Annotated in this window: 15 protein-coding genes; 5 read left to right on the top strand and 10 right to left on the bottom strand. The window is 61.3% G+C overall.

Annotated features, from left to right (window positions below):
* Window positions 1-18 precede the first annotated feature (18 nt).
* Genes rpe through trpS form a run of 3 tightly spaced genes read left to right on the top strand, consistent with a single transcriptional unit; the run spans window position 19 to window position 2,397 of the window.
* Window positions 19-696, top strand: coding sequence for a ribulose-phosphate 3-epimerase (rpe, locus tag FUU19_RS04935; protein ID WP_019456160.1), 678 nt, complete (start codon window positions 19-21; stop codon window positions 694-696).
* Window positions 689-1,387, top strand: coding sequence for a phosphoglycolate phosphatase (locus FUU19_RS04940; protein ID WP_025304535.1), 699 nt, complete (start codon window positions 689-691; stop codon window positions 1,385-1,387). The genes rpe and FUU19_RS04940 overlap by 8 nt, the downstream gene beginning before the upstream one ends.
* Window positions 1,388-1,389: 2 nt before the next feature.
* Window positions 1,390-2,397, top strand: coding sequence for a tryptophan--tRNA ligase (trpS, locus tag FUU19_RS04945; RefSeq protein WP_025304534.1), 1,008 nt, complete (start codon window positions 1,390-1,392; stop codon window positions 2,395-2,397).
* A gap of 53 nt (window positions 2,398-2,450) precedes the next feature.
* Here trpS and cysG read toward each other — a convergent pair whose 3' ends face one another.
* The 4 genes from cysG to nirB are packed head-to-tail and all read right to left on the bottom strand — an operon-like array spanning window position 2,451 to window position 7,595.
* Window positions 2,451-3,854 (bottom strand): siroheme synthase CysG, encoded by a 1,404-nt coding sequence (gene cysG, locus FUU19_RS04950; protein WP_230489996.1) that lies wholly within the window; start codon window positions 3,852-3,854, stop codon window positions 2,451-2,453.
* A 51-nt stretch (window positions 3,855-3,905) separates the two neighbouring features.
* Window positions 3,906-4,706 carry a nitrite transporter NirC gene (nirC, locus tag FUU19_RS04955; protein ID WP_197834537.1) on the bottom strand — a complete coding sequence of 267 codons (801 nt, stop codon included), beginning with the start codon at window positions 4,704-4,706 and terminating at the stop codon, window positions 3,906-3,908.
* A 16-nt stretch (window positions 4,707-4,722) separates the two neighbouring features.
* On the bottom strand, window positions 4,723-5,049 hold the full coding sequence (gene nirD / locus FUU19_RS04960) for a nitrite reductase small subunit NirD (protein ID WP_019456155.1): 327 nt from the start codon (window positions 5,047-5,049) through the stop codon (window positions 4,723-4,725).
* A complete protein-coding gene (nirB, locus tag FUU19_RS04965; RefSeq protein WP_230489997.1) occupies window positions 5,046-7,595 on the bottom strand; it encodes a nitrite reductase large subunit NirB in 2,550 nt (849 codons plus the stop codon). Before nirB ends, nirD begins: the two co-directional genes overlap by 4 nt.
* 288 nt (window positions 7,596-7,883) lie before the next feature.
* Here nirB and FUU19_RS04970 point away from each other — a divergent pair, with 288 nt between their 5' ends.
* Complete coding sequence (locus tag FUU19_RS04970) at window positions 7,884-9,167, top strand: cytosine deaminase (protein ID WP_197834538.1); 1,284 nt, start codon at window positions 7,884-7,886, stop codon at window positions 9,165-9,167.
* Here FUU19_RS04970 and FUU19_RS04975 read toward each other — a convergent pair.
* The 6 genes from FUU19_RS04975 to FUU19_RS05000 all read right to left on the bottom strand — a co-directional run bounded on the left by FUU19_RS04975 (window position 9,164) and on the right by FUU19_RS05000 (window position 13,941).
* Window positions 9,164-9,514, bottom strand: coding sequence for a type II toxin-antitoxin system ChpB family toxin (locus FUU19_RS04975; protein WP_202670407.1), 351 nt, complete (start codon window positions 9,512-9,514; stop codon window positions 9,164-9,166). The genes FUU19_RS04970 and FUU19_RS04975 overlap by 4 nt on opposite strands.
* On the bottom strand, window positions 9,508-9,756 hold the full coding sequence (locus tag FUU19_RS04980; RefSeq protein ID WP_049300713.1) for an AbrB/MazE/SpoVT family DNA-binding domain-containing protein: 249 nt from the start codon (window positions 9,754-9,756) through the stop codon (window positions 9,508-9,510). Before FUU19_RS04980 ends, FUU19_RS04975 begins: the two co-directional genes overlap by 7 nt.
* Before the next feature lie 110 nt (window positions 9,757-9,866).
* Window positions 9,867-11,051, bottom strand: a complete 1,185-nt coding sequence (tsgA, locus tag FUU19_RS04985; protein WP_149559737.1) for an MFS transporter TsgA — start codon at window positions 11,049-11,051, stop codon at window positions 9,867-9,869.
* 193 nt (window positions 11,052-11,244) lie between these two features.
* The gene (locus tag FUU19_RS04990; protein ID WP_141972169.1) at window positions 11,245-12,225 is read right to left on the bottom strand and encodes a LacI family DNA-binding transcriptional regulator; all 981 of its coding nucleotides are present in this window, start codon (window positions 12,223-12,225) and stop codon (window positions 11,245-11,247) included.
* A gap of 73 nt (window positions 12,226-12,298) precedes the next feature.
* On the bottom strand, window positions 12,299-13,606 hold the full coding sequence (locus FUU19_RS04995) for a 6-phospho-beta-glucosidase (RefSeq protein WP_141972171.1): 1,308 nt from the start codon (window positions 13,604-13,606) through the stop codon (window positions 12,299-12,301).
* A complete protein-coding gene (locus FUU19_RS05000) occupies window positions 13,603-13,941 on the bottom strand; it encodes a PTS lactose/cellobiose transporter subunit IIA (protein ID WP_197834545.1) in 339 nt (112 codons plus the stop codon). The genes FUU19_RS04995 and FUU19_RS05000 overlap by 4 nt, the downstream gene beginning before the upstream one ends.
* A gap of 353 nt (window positions 13,942-14,294) precedes the next feature.
* On the opposite strand from FUU19_RS05000, the gene ppiA reads away from it, so the two are divergent.
* Entirely contained in the window at window positions 14,295-14,864 is a 570-nt protein-coding gene (ppiA, locus tag FUU19_RS05005; RefSeq protein ID WP_141972176.1) for a peptidylprolyl isomerase A, read from the top strand.
* Window positions 14,865-15,008 lie beyond the last annotated feature (144 nt).

Below are 15,008 nucleotides of genomic sequence, written 5' to 3' on the forward strand. Positions count from 1 at the left end.
CTACGTTTGGAGAAGCGGATGAAAAAGTTTTTGATTGCCCCGTCCATTCTGTCGGCAGATTTTGCCCGGTTAGGTGAAGATACCGCCAACGTGCTGGCCGCAGGCGGCGACGTGGTGCACTTCGACGTGATGGATAACCACTACGTGCCCAATCTGACCATCGGTCCGATGGTGTGCGAAGCGCTGCGCAACTACGGCATTACTGCGCCGATTGACGTACACCTGATGGTCAAACCGGTGGACCGCATCGTGCCTGATTTCGCCAAGGCCGGCGCGTCTTATATCTCTTTCCACCCCGAAGCTTCCGAGCATGTCGATCGCACCATTCAGCTAATCAAAGAGCACGGCTGTAAAGCCGGCCTGGTGTTCAACCCGGCGACGCCGCTGAGCTACCTCGATTACGTGATGGATAAAATCGACGTGATCCTGCTGATGTCGGTTAACCCGGGCTTCGGCGGCCAGTCGTTCATCCACGGCACGCTGGACAAACTGCGCCAGGTGCGCAAGCTGATCGACGACAGCGGTCGCGATATCCGCCTGGAAGTTGACGGTGGGGTGAAGGTGGACAACATCGCCGAAATCGCCGCCGCGGGTGCCGATATGTTCGTCGCTGGTTCTGCCATCTTTGGGCAGCCGGACTACCGTAAGGTGATCGACGAGATGCGCAGCGAGCTGGCGAAGGTTTCCCATGGCTGATTTCGGCGCGATCCGCGCATTGGCCTTCGATCTGGACGGCACGCTGGTCGACAGCGCGCCGGGTCTGGCGGCCGCTATCGATATGGCGCTGGAAGAAAGGGGCCTGCCGCAAGCGGGTGAAGAACGGGTCGGCACCTGGATCGGCAACGGCGCTGACGTGCTGGTGCAGCGCGCGCTGCGCTGGGCGGAAGCGGAAGGCACGCCGGAGCAGTGCGGCCGGCTGCGTGAACGCTTCGATCATTTCTATGCGCAGACCGTCGACAGCGGCAGCCGCCTGTTCCCGCAGGTGCAAGAGACGCTGGCCCGGCTGGCCGCGCACGGCTATCCGATGGCGCTGGTGACCAACAAGCCGACGCCGTTCGTGGCGCCGCTGCTGGCATCGTTGGGCATAGGCGACTATTTTTCGCTGGTGATCGGCGGCGACGACGTGACGGAAAAAAAACCTCATCCGGCGCCGCTGTACCTGGTGCTCGGCAAGCTTGGGCTGCGTGCACATGAACTGCTGTTCGTCGGCGATTCGCGCAACGATATTCAAGCCGCGCAGGGCGCCGGTTGCCCGAGCGTCGGCTTTACCTACGGTTATAACTACGGCGAATCGATCGCCCTGAGCCACCCCGATCGGGTGTTGGAGCGCTTTGCCGATTTGTTGCCCGCTCTTGGGCTGTCATCTTTAGAGAATCAGGAAATTTAAACATGAGTAAGCCCATCGTATTTAGCGGCGCGCAGCCGTCCGGCGAACTGACCATCGGCAACTACATGGGTGCGCTGCGTCAGTGGGTGCAGATGCAGGACGACTACGACTGCATCTACTGCATCGTCGATCTGCACGCCATCACCGTGCGCCAGGACGCCGAGAAGCTGCGCAAGGCCACGCTGGATACGCTGGCGCTGTACCTGGCCTGCGGCATCGACCCGGAAAAAAGCACCATCTTCGTGCAGTCGCACGTGCCTGAGCACACGCAGCTGAGCTGGGTGCTGAACTGCTACACCTATTTCGGCGAACTGAGCCGCATGACGCAGTTCAAGGACAAATCCGCGCGCTACGCCGAGAACATCAACGCTGGGCTGTTCAGCTATCCGGTGCTGATGGCGGCGGATATTCTGCTGTATCAAACCAACCAGGTGCCGGTGGGCGAAGACCAGAAACAGCACCTGGAGCTGAGCCGCGACGTGGGCCAGCGTTTCAACGCGCTGTACGGCGACGTGTTCAAAGTGCCGGAGCCGTTTATTCCTAAATCCGGCGCGCGCGTGATGTCGCTGCAGGAGCCGACCAAGAAGATGTCCAAGTCGGACGACAACCGCAACAACGTGATCGGCCTGCTGGAAGATCCGAAAGCGGTGACCAAGAAGATCAAACGCGCAATGACCGACTCGGAAGAGCCGCCTGTCGTGCGTTACGACGTGGTCAACAAGGCGGGCGTCTCCAACCTGTTGGATATTCTCGCCGGTGTGACCGGCAAAAGCATCGCGCAGCTGGAAGCCGAGTTCGAAGGCCAGATGTATGGCCACCTGAAAGGCGCGGTGGCGGAAGCCGTCTCCGGCATGCTGGGTGAGCTGCAGGAGCGCTATCACCGCTTCCGTAACGACGAAGCCTATCTGCAGCAGGTGATGCGCGACGGCGCCGCCAAGGCACGCGCACGCGCGCAGGAAACCCTGGCGAAGGTCTATCAGGCCGTCGGTTTCGTACCGCCGCAGGCGTAACGTCGGTGCAAATAAAAAAAAAGCGGCCATAGGCCGCTTTTTTTACGTCGGTATCACGCCATTTGCGCCAGGTCGGCGGGCGGTACCTCGCTGGCGAACCAGTTGAGCTTGCTGCGCAGGCTGACCACGCTGCCGACGATGATCAGGCTGGGGCTGGCGGCCTGCAATGACAGGGAGCCCAGTTGGCCGAGCTCGCCTTCAATCACCCGCTGGCGGCAGGAGGTGCCGTTTTCTACCAGCGCCACCGGCGTGGTGGCCGCCAATCCATTCGCTATCAGCTGGCGCTGGATCTCCGCCGCTTGCGCCAGCCCCATATAGAACACCAGCGTCTGTTGCCCGGCGGCCAGCGTCGCCCAGTCCAATCCGCCGTCGGCCTTGGCGTGGCCGGTCACCAGGCGCACGCTCTGCGCATGGTCGCGGTGGGTGAGCGGGATACCGCTGTAGGCGGAACAGCCGGAGGCGGCGGTGATACCCGGCACCACCGAGAACGGCACGTTGGCGTCTGCCAGCGTTTCCAGCTCTTCGCCGCCGCGGCCGAAGATAAAGGGATCGCCCCCCTTCAGGCGCACCACACGTTTGCCTTGCTGCGCCTGCTGCAGCAGGATTTGATTGATCTGCTCCTGCGGCACGCAGTGGTGGCCTGCGCGTTTGCCGACGAAGATACGCTCGGCGTCGCGGCGCACCAGCGTCATGATCTCTTCGGAGACCAGTCGGTCGTAAACCACCACGTCGGCCTGCTGGATCTGTTGCAGTCCTTTCAGCGTCAGCAAGCCGGCATCGCCCGGCCCGGCGCCCACCAGCACCACTTCACCGCGATCTTCTGGCTGTTCGCTGAACAGCTGCTCGAGCTGACGTGTGGCCAGCGTGGCGTCGTCGTTGGCCAGCGACTGCGCCAGCCGATCGTGGGCGAATAACCGTTCCCAGAAGCGACGGCGCGCGCCGAGGCTGCTGAAGCGTTGTTTTACCCGCTGCCGCAGCGAGCCGCCCAGCTGGGCCAACTTACCGAGGTGCTGCGGCAGCATCGCTTCCAGCTTCTCGCGCAGCAGGCGCGCCAGCACCGGCGCTTTGCCGCCGGAGGACACTGCCACCATGATCGGCGAACGATCGATGATCGACGGCATGATAAAGCTGGCGCGTTTCGGATCGTCCACCACGTTGCAGAACACCCGCTGCTGGTTGGCGCACTGATACACCCGTGCGTTGACTTCCAGCCGGTCGGTAGCGGCGATCACCAGCCATTTTTCCGCCAGCAGGGCCGGGCTGAATTCGCCTTCGGCCAGCGTCAACCGGCCTTCTTCCGCCCACAGGCGGAACTGTGGGGTGAAGTCTACGGCGTTGACGGTCAGCGCTGCGCCGGCGTCCAGCAGCAGGCGCGCCTTGCGTTCGGCGATCTCGCCGCCGCCGACCAGCAGGCAGGCTTTATGTTGCAGTTGGCAGAAAATCGGCAGGTAGTCCATCGGCACTCCTCGGGGGTAATCAGTGTGGGGGCGAAATGCGCCCCCGAAAAATCAGGCGGTCTGACGTGCGGCGGCTTTCGCCGCCTGCGGGCGTTCGGCGCGCGGCGTGGCGTACCAATACCCCAGGCCCATCAGCACCGAGCCGGACAGGATGTTGCCCAGCGTCACCCACAGCAGGTTGTGGCCGATGCCGGCGAGGGTGTAGGCCTCGCTGTGGTTGCCGAACCAGGAGAGGGCAAACAGCGTCATGTTGGCGACGGAGTGTTCGTAACCCGAGGCGATAAAGGCCAGCAGGCACCACCAAATGGCGATGAACTTGGCGGCGCCTTCTACGCGGATCGCCATCCAGATCGCCAGGCAAACCAGCCAGTTGCACAGCACGCCCTTGAAGAACAGCACTTCGGCAGGCGCGGTGGTTTTCGCCAACGCGGCGCTGTGCACCAGACTGGTATCCACCGGCAGCAGGCTGCCGCCGCCGTAGTAATACATCAGCGCCACCAGCACCGAGCCGAGCAGGTTGCCGAGCCAGGTTTGCGGCAGCACCGCCCACATCTGGCTTTGGCGGATGGTGCCGGCCTTGACGCCGAGTATCAGGAACATCGTATGGCCGGTGAACAGCTCGGAACCGGCGATGATCACCAGCGTCAGCGCGATGCCGAAGGTGGCGCCCATCACCAGCGGCCGCACGCTTGGGTCGACCAGGTTGCCGAGGGTGAAGATCAGGATGATGCCAAGGCCGACGTAGGCGCCCGCCATCGCCGAGCTGATCCAGAAGCCGAGCGGGCTCTCCTTCGCCAGGCGGACGATGCGCGCCGCGTTGGCGGCGCATTTGTTTATCGTGTCGGTAAACATGTTGCCTCCCGAAAGGTTATGCCGCGACTTGCACGATGCCGTCGACCACTCGGCTGGCGAAGCTGGCGACGGAACGGCTGTCATCTTCCAGACAGTGACCGTCGTACAGGCGGAAATGCTGTTTCTTCAGCGGGCTGGCGACCCACAGTTCGCCCTGATGCTCGGCGATCAGCCCGCGTGACAGCACGCTGGCCTGGGCGAACGGGTCGATATTGCTGATGGCGAACACCTGTTCGTCGGCATAGGGGCGGAACACCGCCACCTGCCGATCGCCGATCAGGGCACATACGCCGGTGCCGGGCAGAATGTCGGCGACGGGACAAACGGTAATCCACTGGCTCATGCGTGGCTCTCCTCGGTATCGATCAGGGTGACGGGAATGCGCTCGTCAGGGCGCGCCGGGCGGTGCTGGTCGCGTTCGGCCACCACCTGCACGTTCGGATCGCGCAGCGGGCTGTTGATGAAGTGGGCGAAGCGCAGCTGCGTTTCCGGATGCTCGACGGTCTCTTTCCACTCGCAGACCACCGCGTCGCGCAGGCGGGCGATCTCCGCTTCCAGTTGGTCGTTGATGCCGAGCTTGTCGTCGACGATCACCTTGCGCAGGTAATCGATGCCGCCTTCCAGGCTCTCCAGCCACACCGAGGTGCGCTGCAGCTTATCGGCGGTACGGATATAGAACATCATGAAGCGGTCGAGGTAGCGCACCAGGGTCTCGCGATCGAGATCGGCGGCCAGCAGGTCGGCGTGGCGCGGTTTCATGCCGCCGTTGCCGCAGACGTACAGGTTCCAGCCGTTCTCGGTGGCGATGATGCCGACGTCCTTGCCCTGCGCCTCGGCGCATTCACGGGTACAGCCCGAGACGCCGAACTTCATTTTGTGCGGGGTGCGGATGCCTTTGTAGCGATGTTCCAGCGTGACGCCGAAGCCGACGCTGTCGCCGACGCCATAGCGGCACCAGGTGCTGCCGACGCAGGTTTTCGCCATGCGCAGCGCCTTGGCATACGCGTGGCCGGTTTCAAAGCCGGCGGCGAGCAGCTTGCTCCAGATGGCCGGCAGATCGTCTTTCTGCGCACCGAACATGCCGATGCGCTGCGAGCCGGTCATTTTGGTGTAGAGGTTGTATTCCTTGGCGATCTGGCCGATGGCCAGCAGGCCGTCCGGGGTGATTTCGCCGCCGGCGGAACGCGGGATCACCGAGTAGGTGCCGTCTTTCTGGATATTGCCGAGGAAGTTGTCGTTGGTATCCTGCAGCGGCGTATGCTGTGGCTTGAGGATGTATTCGTTCCAGCACGAGGCCAGCAACGAGCCGACGGTTGGTTTACACACTTCGCAGCCGTAACCTTTGCCGTATTTGGCCAGCAATGCCTCGAACGACTTGATGCCTTCGACGCGGATCAGGTGGAACAGCTCCTGGCGTGAATAGGCGAAGTGTTCGCACAGGTGGTGGTTGACCTCGATGCCCTGTTTGCTCAGCTCGGCGTTCAACACCTGGGTGAGCAGCGGGATGCAGCCGCCGCAGCCGGTGCCGGCCTTGGTTCCGGCCTTCAGCGCCGCCACGGTGTGGCAGCCTTTGTTGACCGCCTGGATGATGTCGCCTTTGCTGACGTCGAAGCAGGAGCAGATCTGCGCGCTTTCCGGCAGCGAATCTACACCGATGGCCGGTTTGCTGCCCGCATGGGCCGGCAGGATCAGGCCGTCCGGGTTTTCCGGCAGCTCGATGCCGTTCAACGCCAGCTGCAGCAGGTTGCCATAATCGCTGGTGTCGCCTACCAGCACCGCGCCGAGCAGGGTTTTATTGTCGGCGCTGACCACGATACGTTTGTAGACTTCTTTGCTTTCATCCAGATAAACGTAGCTGCGGGCGCCTTCGGTGCGGCCATGGGCATCGCCGATGCCGCCGACGTCCACGCCCAGCAGCTTCAGCTTGGCGCTCATGTCGGCGCCCTGGAAGCCGTTTTCGCGGCCCAGCAGATGATCGGCGGCCACCTGCGCCATTTTGTATCCCGGCGCCACCAGGCCAAAGGTGCGATCGCGCCAGGCGGCGCACTCACCGATGGCGTACACGTCCGGATCAGACGTTTGGCAGCTGTCGTTGATGGCGATGCCGCCGCGGCGGCCAACCTCCAGCCCGCACTGACGCGCCAGCTTGTCCTGGGCGCGGATGCCGGTGGAGAACACGATGAAATCCACTTCCAGCAGGCTACCGTCGGCGAAATGCATGGTTTTGCGCGCCGTGCCGCCGCCGTTGACGATCTCCTGGGTATTTTTGCCGGTGTGAACCTTGACGCCCATGCGCTCGATCTTGCGGCGCAGCTGGTCACCGCCCATCGGGTCGAGCTGTTCGGCCATCAGTACCGGAGCGAACTCGATCACGTGTGTTTCCACCCCCAGGCTTTTCAGCGCGCCGGCGGCTTCCAGCCCTAACAGCCCGCCGCCGACTACCGCACCGCGTTTGCTGCGGCGCGCGCAGGCTTCGATGGCGTTCAGGTCTTCGATGGTGCGGTAAACGAAGCAGTCCTGGCTATCCGAGCCCTTAATCGGCGGGATCCACGGATAGGAGCCGGTGGCCATGATCAGCTTGTCGTAATAGACGGTGCGGCCGGTGTTGGAGTGGATGACCTTCTCGTCGCGATTGATGGTGATAGCGCGTTCGCCGACCAGTACCTTTACGCCGTGTTTTTCGTAAAAGCCTTCGCGCACCAGCGACAGCTCTTCGGCGGTGTGGTGCGAGAAGTAGGAGGAAAGGTGCACGCGATCGTAAGCGATGCGTGGCTCTTCGCAAAAGACGGTGATTTCGAACTGGTCTTTGTCTGCTTTATCCAACAGATCTTCGATGAACCGGTGGCCGACCATGCCATTGCCGACGACGGCAAGTTTGACTCTGCTCATTATTGCCTCAAAATTCTGGTTTCCTAGGCTTACCTTATCTCTCCCGATGAGCAATTTATTGATGCAAATCAATCACACCCCTATATACCTCTAACGTGGTATATGAATGATTTTTCACGTTTTTTGATAAGTTGCGGATTTTATTCATCTTTAGCTGAAGCGAGTCAGTTTGCATGTAAATTACCCCTCAGGGAGTAAACGCAGGGGGTAGGCAGACAACGGCGACTTTGTCAGCGCGATCCGCTGCCAGTATGATGAAGAAAACCAGCGCAACGGCAGAGGTGAAGGATGGCGAAACGTCCATTGAAATTTATCGACAACCTGCGTTTAAGCGGGCATGAGGGATTGTGGCAACTGGCGATCGAGCAGGGGCGCATTGCGCATCTGGTACCGCAGCCGGAGGGGCAGGAGTGGCGCGGCGACGTGTTGGATGCGCAGGGCGGGCTGGCGTTGCCGGCGTTCGTCGAACCGCATATCCACCTGGATACCACGCAGACCGCCGGTCAGCCGGCCTGGAACCAGTCCGGCACGCTGTTCGAGGGCATTGAGCGCTGGGCCGAACGCAAAGCGCTGCTGACTCATGAAGACGTCAAACAGCGCGCCTGGCAAACGCTTAAGTGGCAGATCGCTAACGGCGTGCAGTATGTGCGCACCCACGTCGACGTTTCCGATCCCACGCTGACCGCGCTGCGTGCCATGCTGGAGGTGAAGCAGGAGGTGGCGCCCTGGGTGACGCTGCAGATCGTCGCCTTCCCGCAGGAGGGGATCCTTTCCTACCCCAACGGCGAAGCGCTGCTTGAAGAGGCGCTGCGGCTGGGCGCCGACGTGGTGGGCGCCATTCCGCACTTCGAATTCACCCGCGAGTACGGCGTGGAGTCGCTGCATAAGGCGTTCGCGCTGGCGCAAAAATACGATCGGCTGGTGGACGTGCACTGCGATGAAATCGACGACGAGCAATCGCGCTTCGTCGAGACCGTGGCGGCGCTGGCGCTGAAGCTGGAGATGGGGGCGAAAGTCACCGCCAGCCACACCACGGCGATGCACTCTTACAATGGCGCTTACGCCTCGCGGCTGTTCCGCCTGTTGAAAATGTCCGGCATCAACTTCGTCGCCAATCCGCTGGTGAACATTCACCTGCAGGGGCGTTTCGACAGTTACCCGAAACGGCGCGGCGTGACGCGGGTGAAGGAGATGCTGGAGGCGGAGATCAACGTCTGCTTCGGCCATGACGACGTGTTCGATCCCTGGTACCCGCTCGGCACCGCCAACATGCTGCAGGTGCTGCATATGGGGCTGCACGTGTGCCAGCTGATGGGCTATGGCCAGATCGACGATGGGCTGAAGTTGATCACCCACCACAGCGCACGCACCCTTAACCTGAGCGACTACGGCCTGGCGGCCGGCAACAGCGCCAACCTGGTGATCCTGCCGGCGGAAAGCGGCTTCGACGCGGTGCGCCGCCAGACGCCGGTGCGTTATTCGATTCGCCAGGGGGCAGTGATCGCCGAAACGCGGCCGGCGGAAACTACGCTGCATTTACAGCAGGATGAGACGGTGGATTTTCGGCGTTAGTCGATGATTGCCTGAAGCCGCGCCAGCGCGTCGGCGATGACTTCGCCAGGGGCACGTTCAATGAATTGCGCGCTGCGCCCGGCCAGATCCATCATGCGAACCTGGTTGATCAAGATGACGCCCTGCGTTGCGGTGCCGCTCCCGCTCAGGCTGACGGTGAAACCCGCTGTACGGGCAAAATTAGCCCCTTGCGAAATAGGGGCGACCAGCACCATGCCCAGCGCATTAAACTCACGGGGAGAGAGCACCAGTGCCGGACGAAAGTCGCCTTGCTGCTCACGGCTAACCACGGGATTCAGGCTGACCCGGATAAGATCTCCGCGCTGAAAAACGGGGCGCTTCACCATACTTCTTTCCCCGCCGGCGGCATGTGTTCCCAGTTGTCGTCTGCGGCGGCCGGCGCTTCACCGTCGCAGCCATCGAGCAATTGCTGCAGTGAATAGCGTTTCTTAACCGGCTTAATGACCAACGCTCCATCGATGACCTGCATGTCCATTTCCTGACCTACCTGTAGTTCCAGCTCGTTCATTAGCGCTGAGGGCACCAGCATTCCCGCGCTGTTGCCCCATTTTTTGATAAAGACTTTCATGAGCAATCCCTCTCCATTGTTCATGTATAAACAATGTATAATTAAGTGTGAAAAATGTACATAAAAAAGGGCGCCTTGCGGGCGCCCTTGATGTATTTGATGCGAAGAAATCAGTGCGTCACGTGACCGTGGCTGCGGTGCTTGGTCACGAAGCCCAGCAGCAGACACATCACAAACACCGCCAGGTACAGGCCGTTGGCGGTGGTCAGCGCCGCATGCGCGCCGCCTTTCGCCACGATAGGACCGGTGACCACGAAGGTCAGCATGGTGCCGATGGTGCCGCAGGTCAGGATAAAGTTGACCAGTTTCGGCGAGGAAGCCTTGGTCTGCAGCGAGCCGAGGGTGATCAGCGTGGTGTAGATGGCGCTGGAAACGAAGCCCAGGGCCATGATGTAGTAGCCGAGGTGCTCCGGATTGTCGGTGCTGACGAACAGGTACATCGCGCCGGTAGCCAGTGCGGCCAGCACGGTAACGATGCGCTGCAGATCGAAGAAGCGCAGGATGAAGCTGAACACCCACATGCCGACCATATAAGAGGTCCAGAAGTCGCTCACCAGCTTACCGGCCTGGCCGATGTCCATATTGAACGACTTGGTGGCGTACTCCGGCACCCACTGAATGAAGCCCAGCTGGCCGAGGATGTAGCACAGCGCGGCGATCGACAGGAACAGCACGCCGATGCCCCATTTTTCTTTCTCGACCGGCTGACCGGCGTCGGCGCCTTTCTTGCCCAGCACCGGGAATTCGGAGCACAGGGTCAGCACGAAGATCCCCACGTACAGCAGGCCGATGCAGGCATAAACCCAGTACCAGCCGATATGGCGGGCCAGCAGCATCGCAGCGACGATCGGGAAGATCATCCCGGCCATGCTGAAGAAGGAGTCGGTGAACAACAGGCGTGAACCGCGCTGGCGGCCGGCATACATGTGGGTGATCAGGAAGGTGCCGATCGACATGGTGATACCGCTCACCACGCCGAGGATAAACATGCACAGCGAGAACATGGTCAGGCTCTTGCCGAGCATCAGCCCTGCGACCGCCAGCACCATCAGGACAAAGCCGAAGATCAGCTGACGCTTCAGCGGGATGATTTCCATCAGCCAGGCATTGAGGAAGATCGAAATCAAAATACCGGCGTTGAGGAAAGTAAAGGTGTTACTCATGCTGGAAACCGGCAGATTAAAGTACTCTGCAATGTTTCCCATCACCATCCCTGTGACGATCACTAAAGCACCGGTCAGCGCGTAAGAAAAGAAGCTGATCCAGGTAAGCCGTATGCGGTTACTGTCATTCATTGTATAGGCCTGAATATGTCTGTTAGAGGTTTTTATAGCTGGCATAAGGCCCGCTGGCTTTTCCTGGCAAACGCAGAAAAAAGTCCCGATCAGGCCACCAGGAGGCGGATCCTAGCACAGACAACGGGATTTTTTGTGATGGTTGTCGATTTTTTGATGTAACCCATGAAGGGGTGGTGCGCATTAGTGTGATCTATTTGCGTGCCGTCACAATGGAATCGCGGTGGACGATCGTCGGCTCAAACCGGTGCGCCGGGGTGGCGGGATCGATCAACCTGCGCGCCGCGTATTGGGCCATCTCGCTGATGGGAAAGTGTACGCTGCTCAACGCCGGGCGCACGAAAGGCGCGCGTTCGCCGCTGTCGTAGCAGATCAAGGAGATATCCTGCGGCACCCGCAGGCGGTGCTCATTGATTGCCAGCAGGGCGCCGATCGCCATCTCTTCGTTGCAGCAGTAGATGGCGCTGGGCCGCACGGCTTGCCGCAGCAGCCGATCGGCACAGCGGTAACCGCTTTCCAGATCGTAGACGCCCTCCAGGCAGGCCACCGGCTCGATATTCGCCGCCTGCATTGCCTCTTCAAACCCTTGCAGCCGCAGGCGGCTCGACGGGCGCTCGCGCGGGCCACTGATGCAGGCGATGCGCCGGTGCCCGGCATCGAGCAACTGCTGCGTCGCCATGCGGCTGGCGAGCGGGTGATCGAAGGTGACGCAGCGGTCTTCCAACCCCGGCACCAGACGATCGAGCAACACGAAATCACGTTGCTCCGCCGCCAGCTGGCGCAGCCGATCGTCGCTGAGAAAACGCACGTGCAGGATCACGCCGTCGCAGCGCAGGCTGAACAGCCTCTGCACCGCCTGCCATTCGTTTTCGGCGCTGTTGCGGCCCTGGGTCACCAGCAGCTGCTTGCCGTGGGATTCGGCCTCGGTCTGCACGAAGTCCATCAGCGCGCCGAAGAAGCCGCCGCGGTATGACGTGGTGACCAGCCCAAGGGTATTGCTGTGGCTGGAGGCGAGCGCGCGGGCCGCCGGGTTGGGGGTATAACCGAGCTGGGCGACGGCGCGTTCAACCTTCTCGCGGGTCGGCGCCTTGACGTTGCTGTCGCCGTTCACCACGCGCGATACGGTGGCGCGCGAAACGCCCGCCAGCGCCGCGACATCTTCCAGTGTCACCATCGTCCCACTCCTGAATTACGGCTAAAAAAATGGGTTCGGCGCGCCGAACCCCTGTCTGGCTGCGTATAGCCGTTTACCTGAACTGCGGCAAATACGGCGCGTTTATCGTCAACACCTCGTCCAGCAGCGGCTGCGCCAGGTTGGCGTTGCCCACTAACGGGTTGGCGATCAGCGCCAGCAATCCGCTGCGGCGATCGCCGTGCACTGCGGTTTCGATGGTCAGACGTTCGTAGGCTTTCACCTGCTGCGTCAGGGCCTGCATCGGCTCCGGCAGCGGGCCGAAGGTCAGCGGGTGTGCGCCCTGAGCATCGACGATACAGTTGATTTCTATCACAGCATCGTCCGGCAGGCCATGGATTGCGCCGCGGTTTGCGGTGTTGACCACTAATTGCGTGCCGAGATTATTATGGATAGCACGAATCAGCTCCAGCGCAACTTCGGAATAGAAAGAACCGCCGCGGAAGCTGAGTTGCTCCGGCTTACTGTTCAGCTGCGGATCGGCATACAGCTCGAACAGCTCTTTTTCTACCTGCATCACCTGCTCGGCGCGGGTGCCGCGCTCGCCGGCAGCGGCCATCTCCTCCGCCAGCATCTCGCGGGTCTGGTAAAAATAGCGGTGGTACGGGCAGGGGATCGCGCCGAGCGCGCGCAGGAAGTCCGGCTGCCAGGGCTCTTCCTTGATGTTGTTCATGGTCAGCGCCGCGCCGTCGCACAGCATGTCGATCACCTTAGCGGTGACGTCGCGCCCCTGCTGCGTGACCTGATGCACCCAGACCATGTGGTTCAGGCCGGCGAACTGCAGCTGCACGTCGGCGTAAGGCGCCTGCAGCATGTTGGCGATCATGTGATGCATGCTGATCGGTACGTTGCACAGGCCGATGATTTTCGCTTTGGTAAAACGGGATACCGCCTCGGTGACGATGCCGGCCGGGTTGGTGAAGTTGATGATCCAGGCGTCCGGCGCCAGCTTTTCCACCCGACGGGCGATATCCAGCATCACCGGGATGGTGCGCAGCGCCTTGGCGAAGCCGCCGACGCCGGTGGTTTCCTGGCCGAGCAACTGGTATTTCAGGCCCAGCCGTTCATCAGCGGCGCGCGCCGGCAGTTGCCCGACGCGGAACTGGGTCAGCACGAAGGCGGCGCCGCGAATGGCGTCGTCCAGCGCGAAGTGCACGCTGACCTTCACCTGCTCCAGCCCGTGGCGCGCCAGCATGCGGCGGGTCAGGGCGGCGATGGTCTCCACTTTTTGCCGGCCCGGCTCGACGTCCACCAGCGCCAGTTCGGTGACCGGCAGCTCCTCGATGCGCTGGATCAGCCCATCGACCAATTCGGGAGTGTAGCTGCTGCCGCCGCCGATCACGGCGATTTTGAGCGTGCTCATGGTCGGCCCTCCGTCTGCGACTGACGGCGATAGAGCTCGATCATGTCGTCGGCCAGATCCTGGATCACCATGGCGTTCATCAGATGATCCTGCGCATGCACGGTGATCAGGTTGATCGCCAGCTTGCCGCAGCCTTCGTCCAGGCCGATCAGCTCAGTCTGGATCAGGTGCGCCTTCTTCACCCACTCTTTGGACTCGGCCATGTGTTTGGCCGCCGCGGCGAAGTCGCCGGCACGCGCTTGCCGCAACGCCATCAACGCATTGCTGCGCGCGCTGCCGGAGAACACCAGCAGTTCCATGATGGTGCTTTCAAACTCGGGGCTGATTTCAGTCATCAATTCACTCACGTCATTTCTCCAGGGGTTGCGCGGCGATGCCGCCGTGGGATGCCTCAGTATCCGTTCTTTTTATAATGAGAGCGCTCTCATTTATATAGAGTAACGGCAATGTATGTGCAAACTGGGAGGCAGATCGCAAAAACCGACCCAGGGCGGCGCGGGGCAAAAAATGCGTGATGCGGTTGGCAAAAAAGCCTTCTGCGCCCATACTTTCCGCAGCAAAATTCAGGGCCGCCTAGGATATGTCCCGTAATTGGGTAAATATAGGTAAATGGCTGGCACTTGCCGATACAGCTCTTTAGAATCAAAGCGCTTTTCCGTAGTTTGTCTCTCAGAGAAAGGACCCGTTAATGTTCAAACGTACTTTAGTGACCTTCGTCGCGCTGTGTTCCCTGACCGCAGTGGCGCCAGCCGCACTCGCCGCCGGTGAGACCCACGTCATGCTGACGACCTCGGCGGGGAATATCGAGTTGGCGCTCGACAGCAAGAAGGCACCGGTTTCCACCCAGAACTTCGTCGATTACGTGAACAGCGGGTACTACAACAACACCATCTTCCACCGCGTGATCCCGGGTTTTATGGTGCAGGGCGGCGGTTTCACCGCTGACATGCAGCAAAAATCCACCAAGGCGCCGATCAAGAACGAAGCCGATAACGGCTTGCGTAACCTGCGCGGCACCATCTCAATGGCGCGCACCGCCGACAAGGACAGCGCCACCAGCCAGTTCTTCCTGAACGTGGCGGATAACGCCTTCCTGGATCACGGCCAGCGTGACTTCGGCTACGCGGTGTTCGGCAAAGTGGTGAAAGGCATGGACGTGGTGGACAAAATTGCCCAGGTGCCGACCGGCAACGTCGGCCCTTACCAGAATGTGCCGACCAAACCGGTGGTGATTCTGTCAGCCAAGGTGCTGCCGTAAGTTTTTGGCCGATCCCGTCGGGGTCGGCCGCTCCTTCCTCCCGAAGCCTTGCCTTCATCACTGTTTTCTCCCGCGCCCCATGCTCTAATCGGCAGACAATAATCAGACCGGAAATCCGGCGTTCGCCCTTTGTTGTCTCTGGAT

The organism is Serratia montpellierensis (assembly GCF_020858655.1).
GTDB lineage: Bacteria > Pseudomonadota > Gammaproteobacteria > Enterobacterales > Enterobacteriaceae > Serratia > Serratia montpellierensis.

What these genes read in the sequence shown, in the direction of transcription:
- rpe (WP_019456160.1), top strand. Translation starts at nt 19, where the DNA reads ATGAAAAAGTTTTTGATTGCCCCGTCCATTCTGTCGGCAGATTTTGCC.
- FUU19_RS04940 (WP_025304535.1), top strand. Translation starts at nt 689, where the DNA reads ATGGCTGATTTCGGCGCGATCCGCGCATTGGCCTTCGATCTGGACGGC.
- trpS (WP_025304534.1), top strand. Translation starts at nt 1,390, where the DNA reads ATGAGTAAGCCCATCGTATTTAGCGGCGCGCAGCCGTCCGGCGAACTG.
- cysG (WP_230489996.1), bottom strand. Translation starts at nt 3,854, where the DNA reads ATGGACTACCTGCCGATTTTCTGCCAACTGCAACATAAAGCCTGCCTG.
- nirC (WP_197834537.1), bottom strand. Translation starts at nt 4,706, where the DNA reads ATGTTTACCGACACGATAAACAAATGCGCCGCCAACGCGGCGCGCATC.
- nirD (WP_019456155.1), bottom strand. Translation starts at nt 5,049, where the DNA reads ATGAGCCAGTGGATTACCGTTTGTCCCGTCGCCGACATTCTGCCCGGC.
- nirB (WP_230489997.1), bottom strand. Translation starts at nt 7,595, where the DNA reads ATGAGCAGAGTCAAACTTGCCGTCGTCGGCAATGGCATGGTCGGCCAC.
- FUU19_RS04970 (WP_197834538.1), top strand. Translation starts at nt 7,884, where the DNA reads ATGGCGAAACGTCCATTGAAATTTATCGACAACCTGCGTTTAAGCGGG.
- FUU19_RS04975 (WP_202670407.1), bottom strand. Translation starts at nt 9,514, where the DNA reads ATGGTGAAGCGCCCCGTTTTTCAGCGCGGAGATCTTATCCGGGTCAGC.
- FUU19_RS04980 (WP_049300713.1), bottom strand. Translation starts at nt 9,756, where the DNA reads ATGAAAGTCTTTATCAAAAAATGGGGCAACAGCGCGGGAATGCTGGTG.
- tsgA (WP_149559737.1), bottom strand. Translation starts at nt 11,051, where the DNA reads ATGAATGACAGTAACCGCATACGGCTTACCTGGATCAGCTTCTTTTCT.
- FUU19_RS04990 (WP_141972169.1), bottom strand. Translation starts at nt 12,225, where the DNA reads ATGGTGACACTGGAAGATGTCGCGGCGCTGGCGGGCGTTTCGCGCGCC.
- FUU19_RS04995 (WP_141972171.1), bottom strand. Translation starts at nt 13,606, where the DNA reads ATGAGCACGCTCAAAATCGCCGTGATCGGCGGCGGCAGCAGCTACACT.
- FUU19_RS05000 (WP_197834545.1), bottom strand. Translation starts at nt 13,941, where the DNA reads ATGACTGAAATCAGCCCCGAGTTTGAAAGCACCATCATGGAACTGCTG.
- ppiA (WP_141972176.1), top strand. Translation starts at nt 14,295, where the DNA reads ATGTTCAAACGTACTTTAGTGACCTTCGTCGCGCTGTGTTCCCTGACC.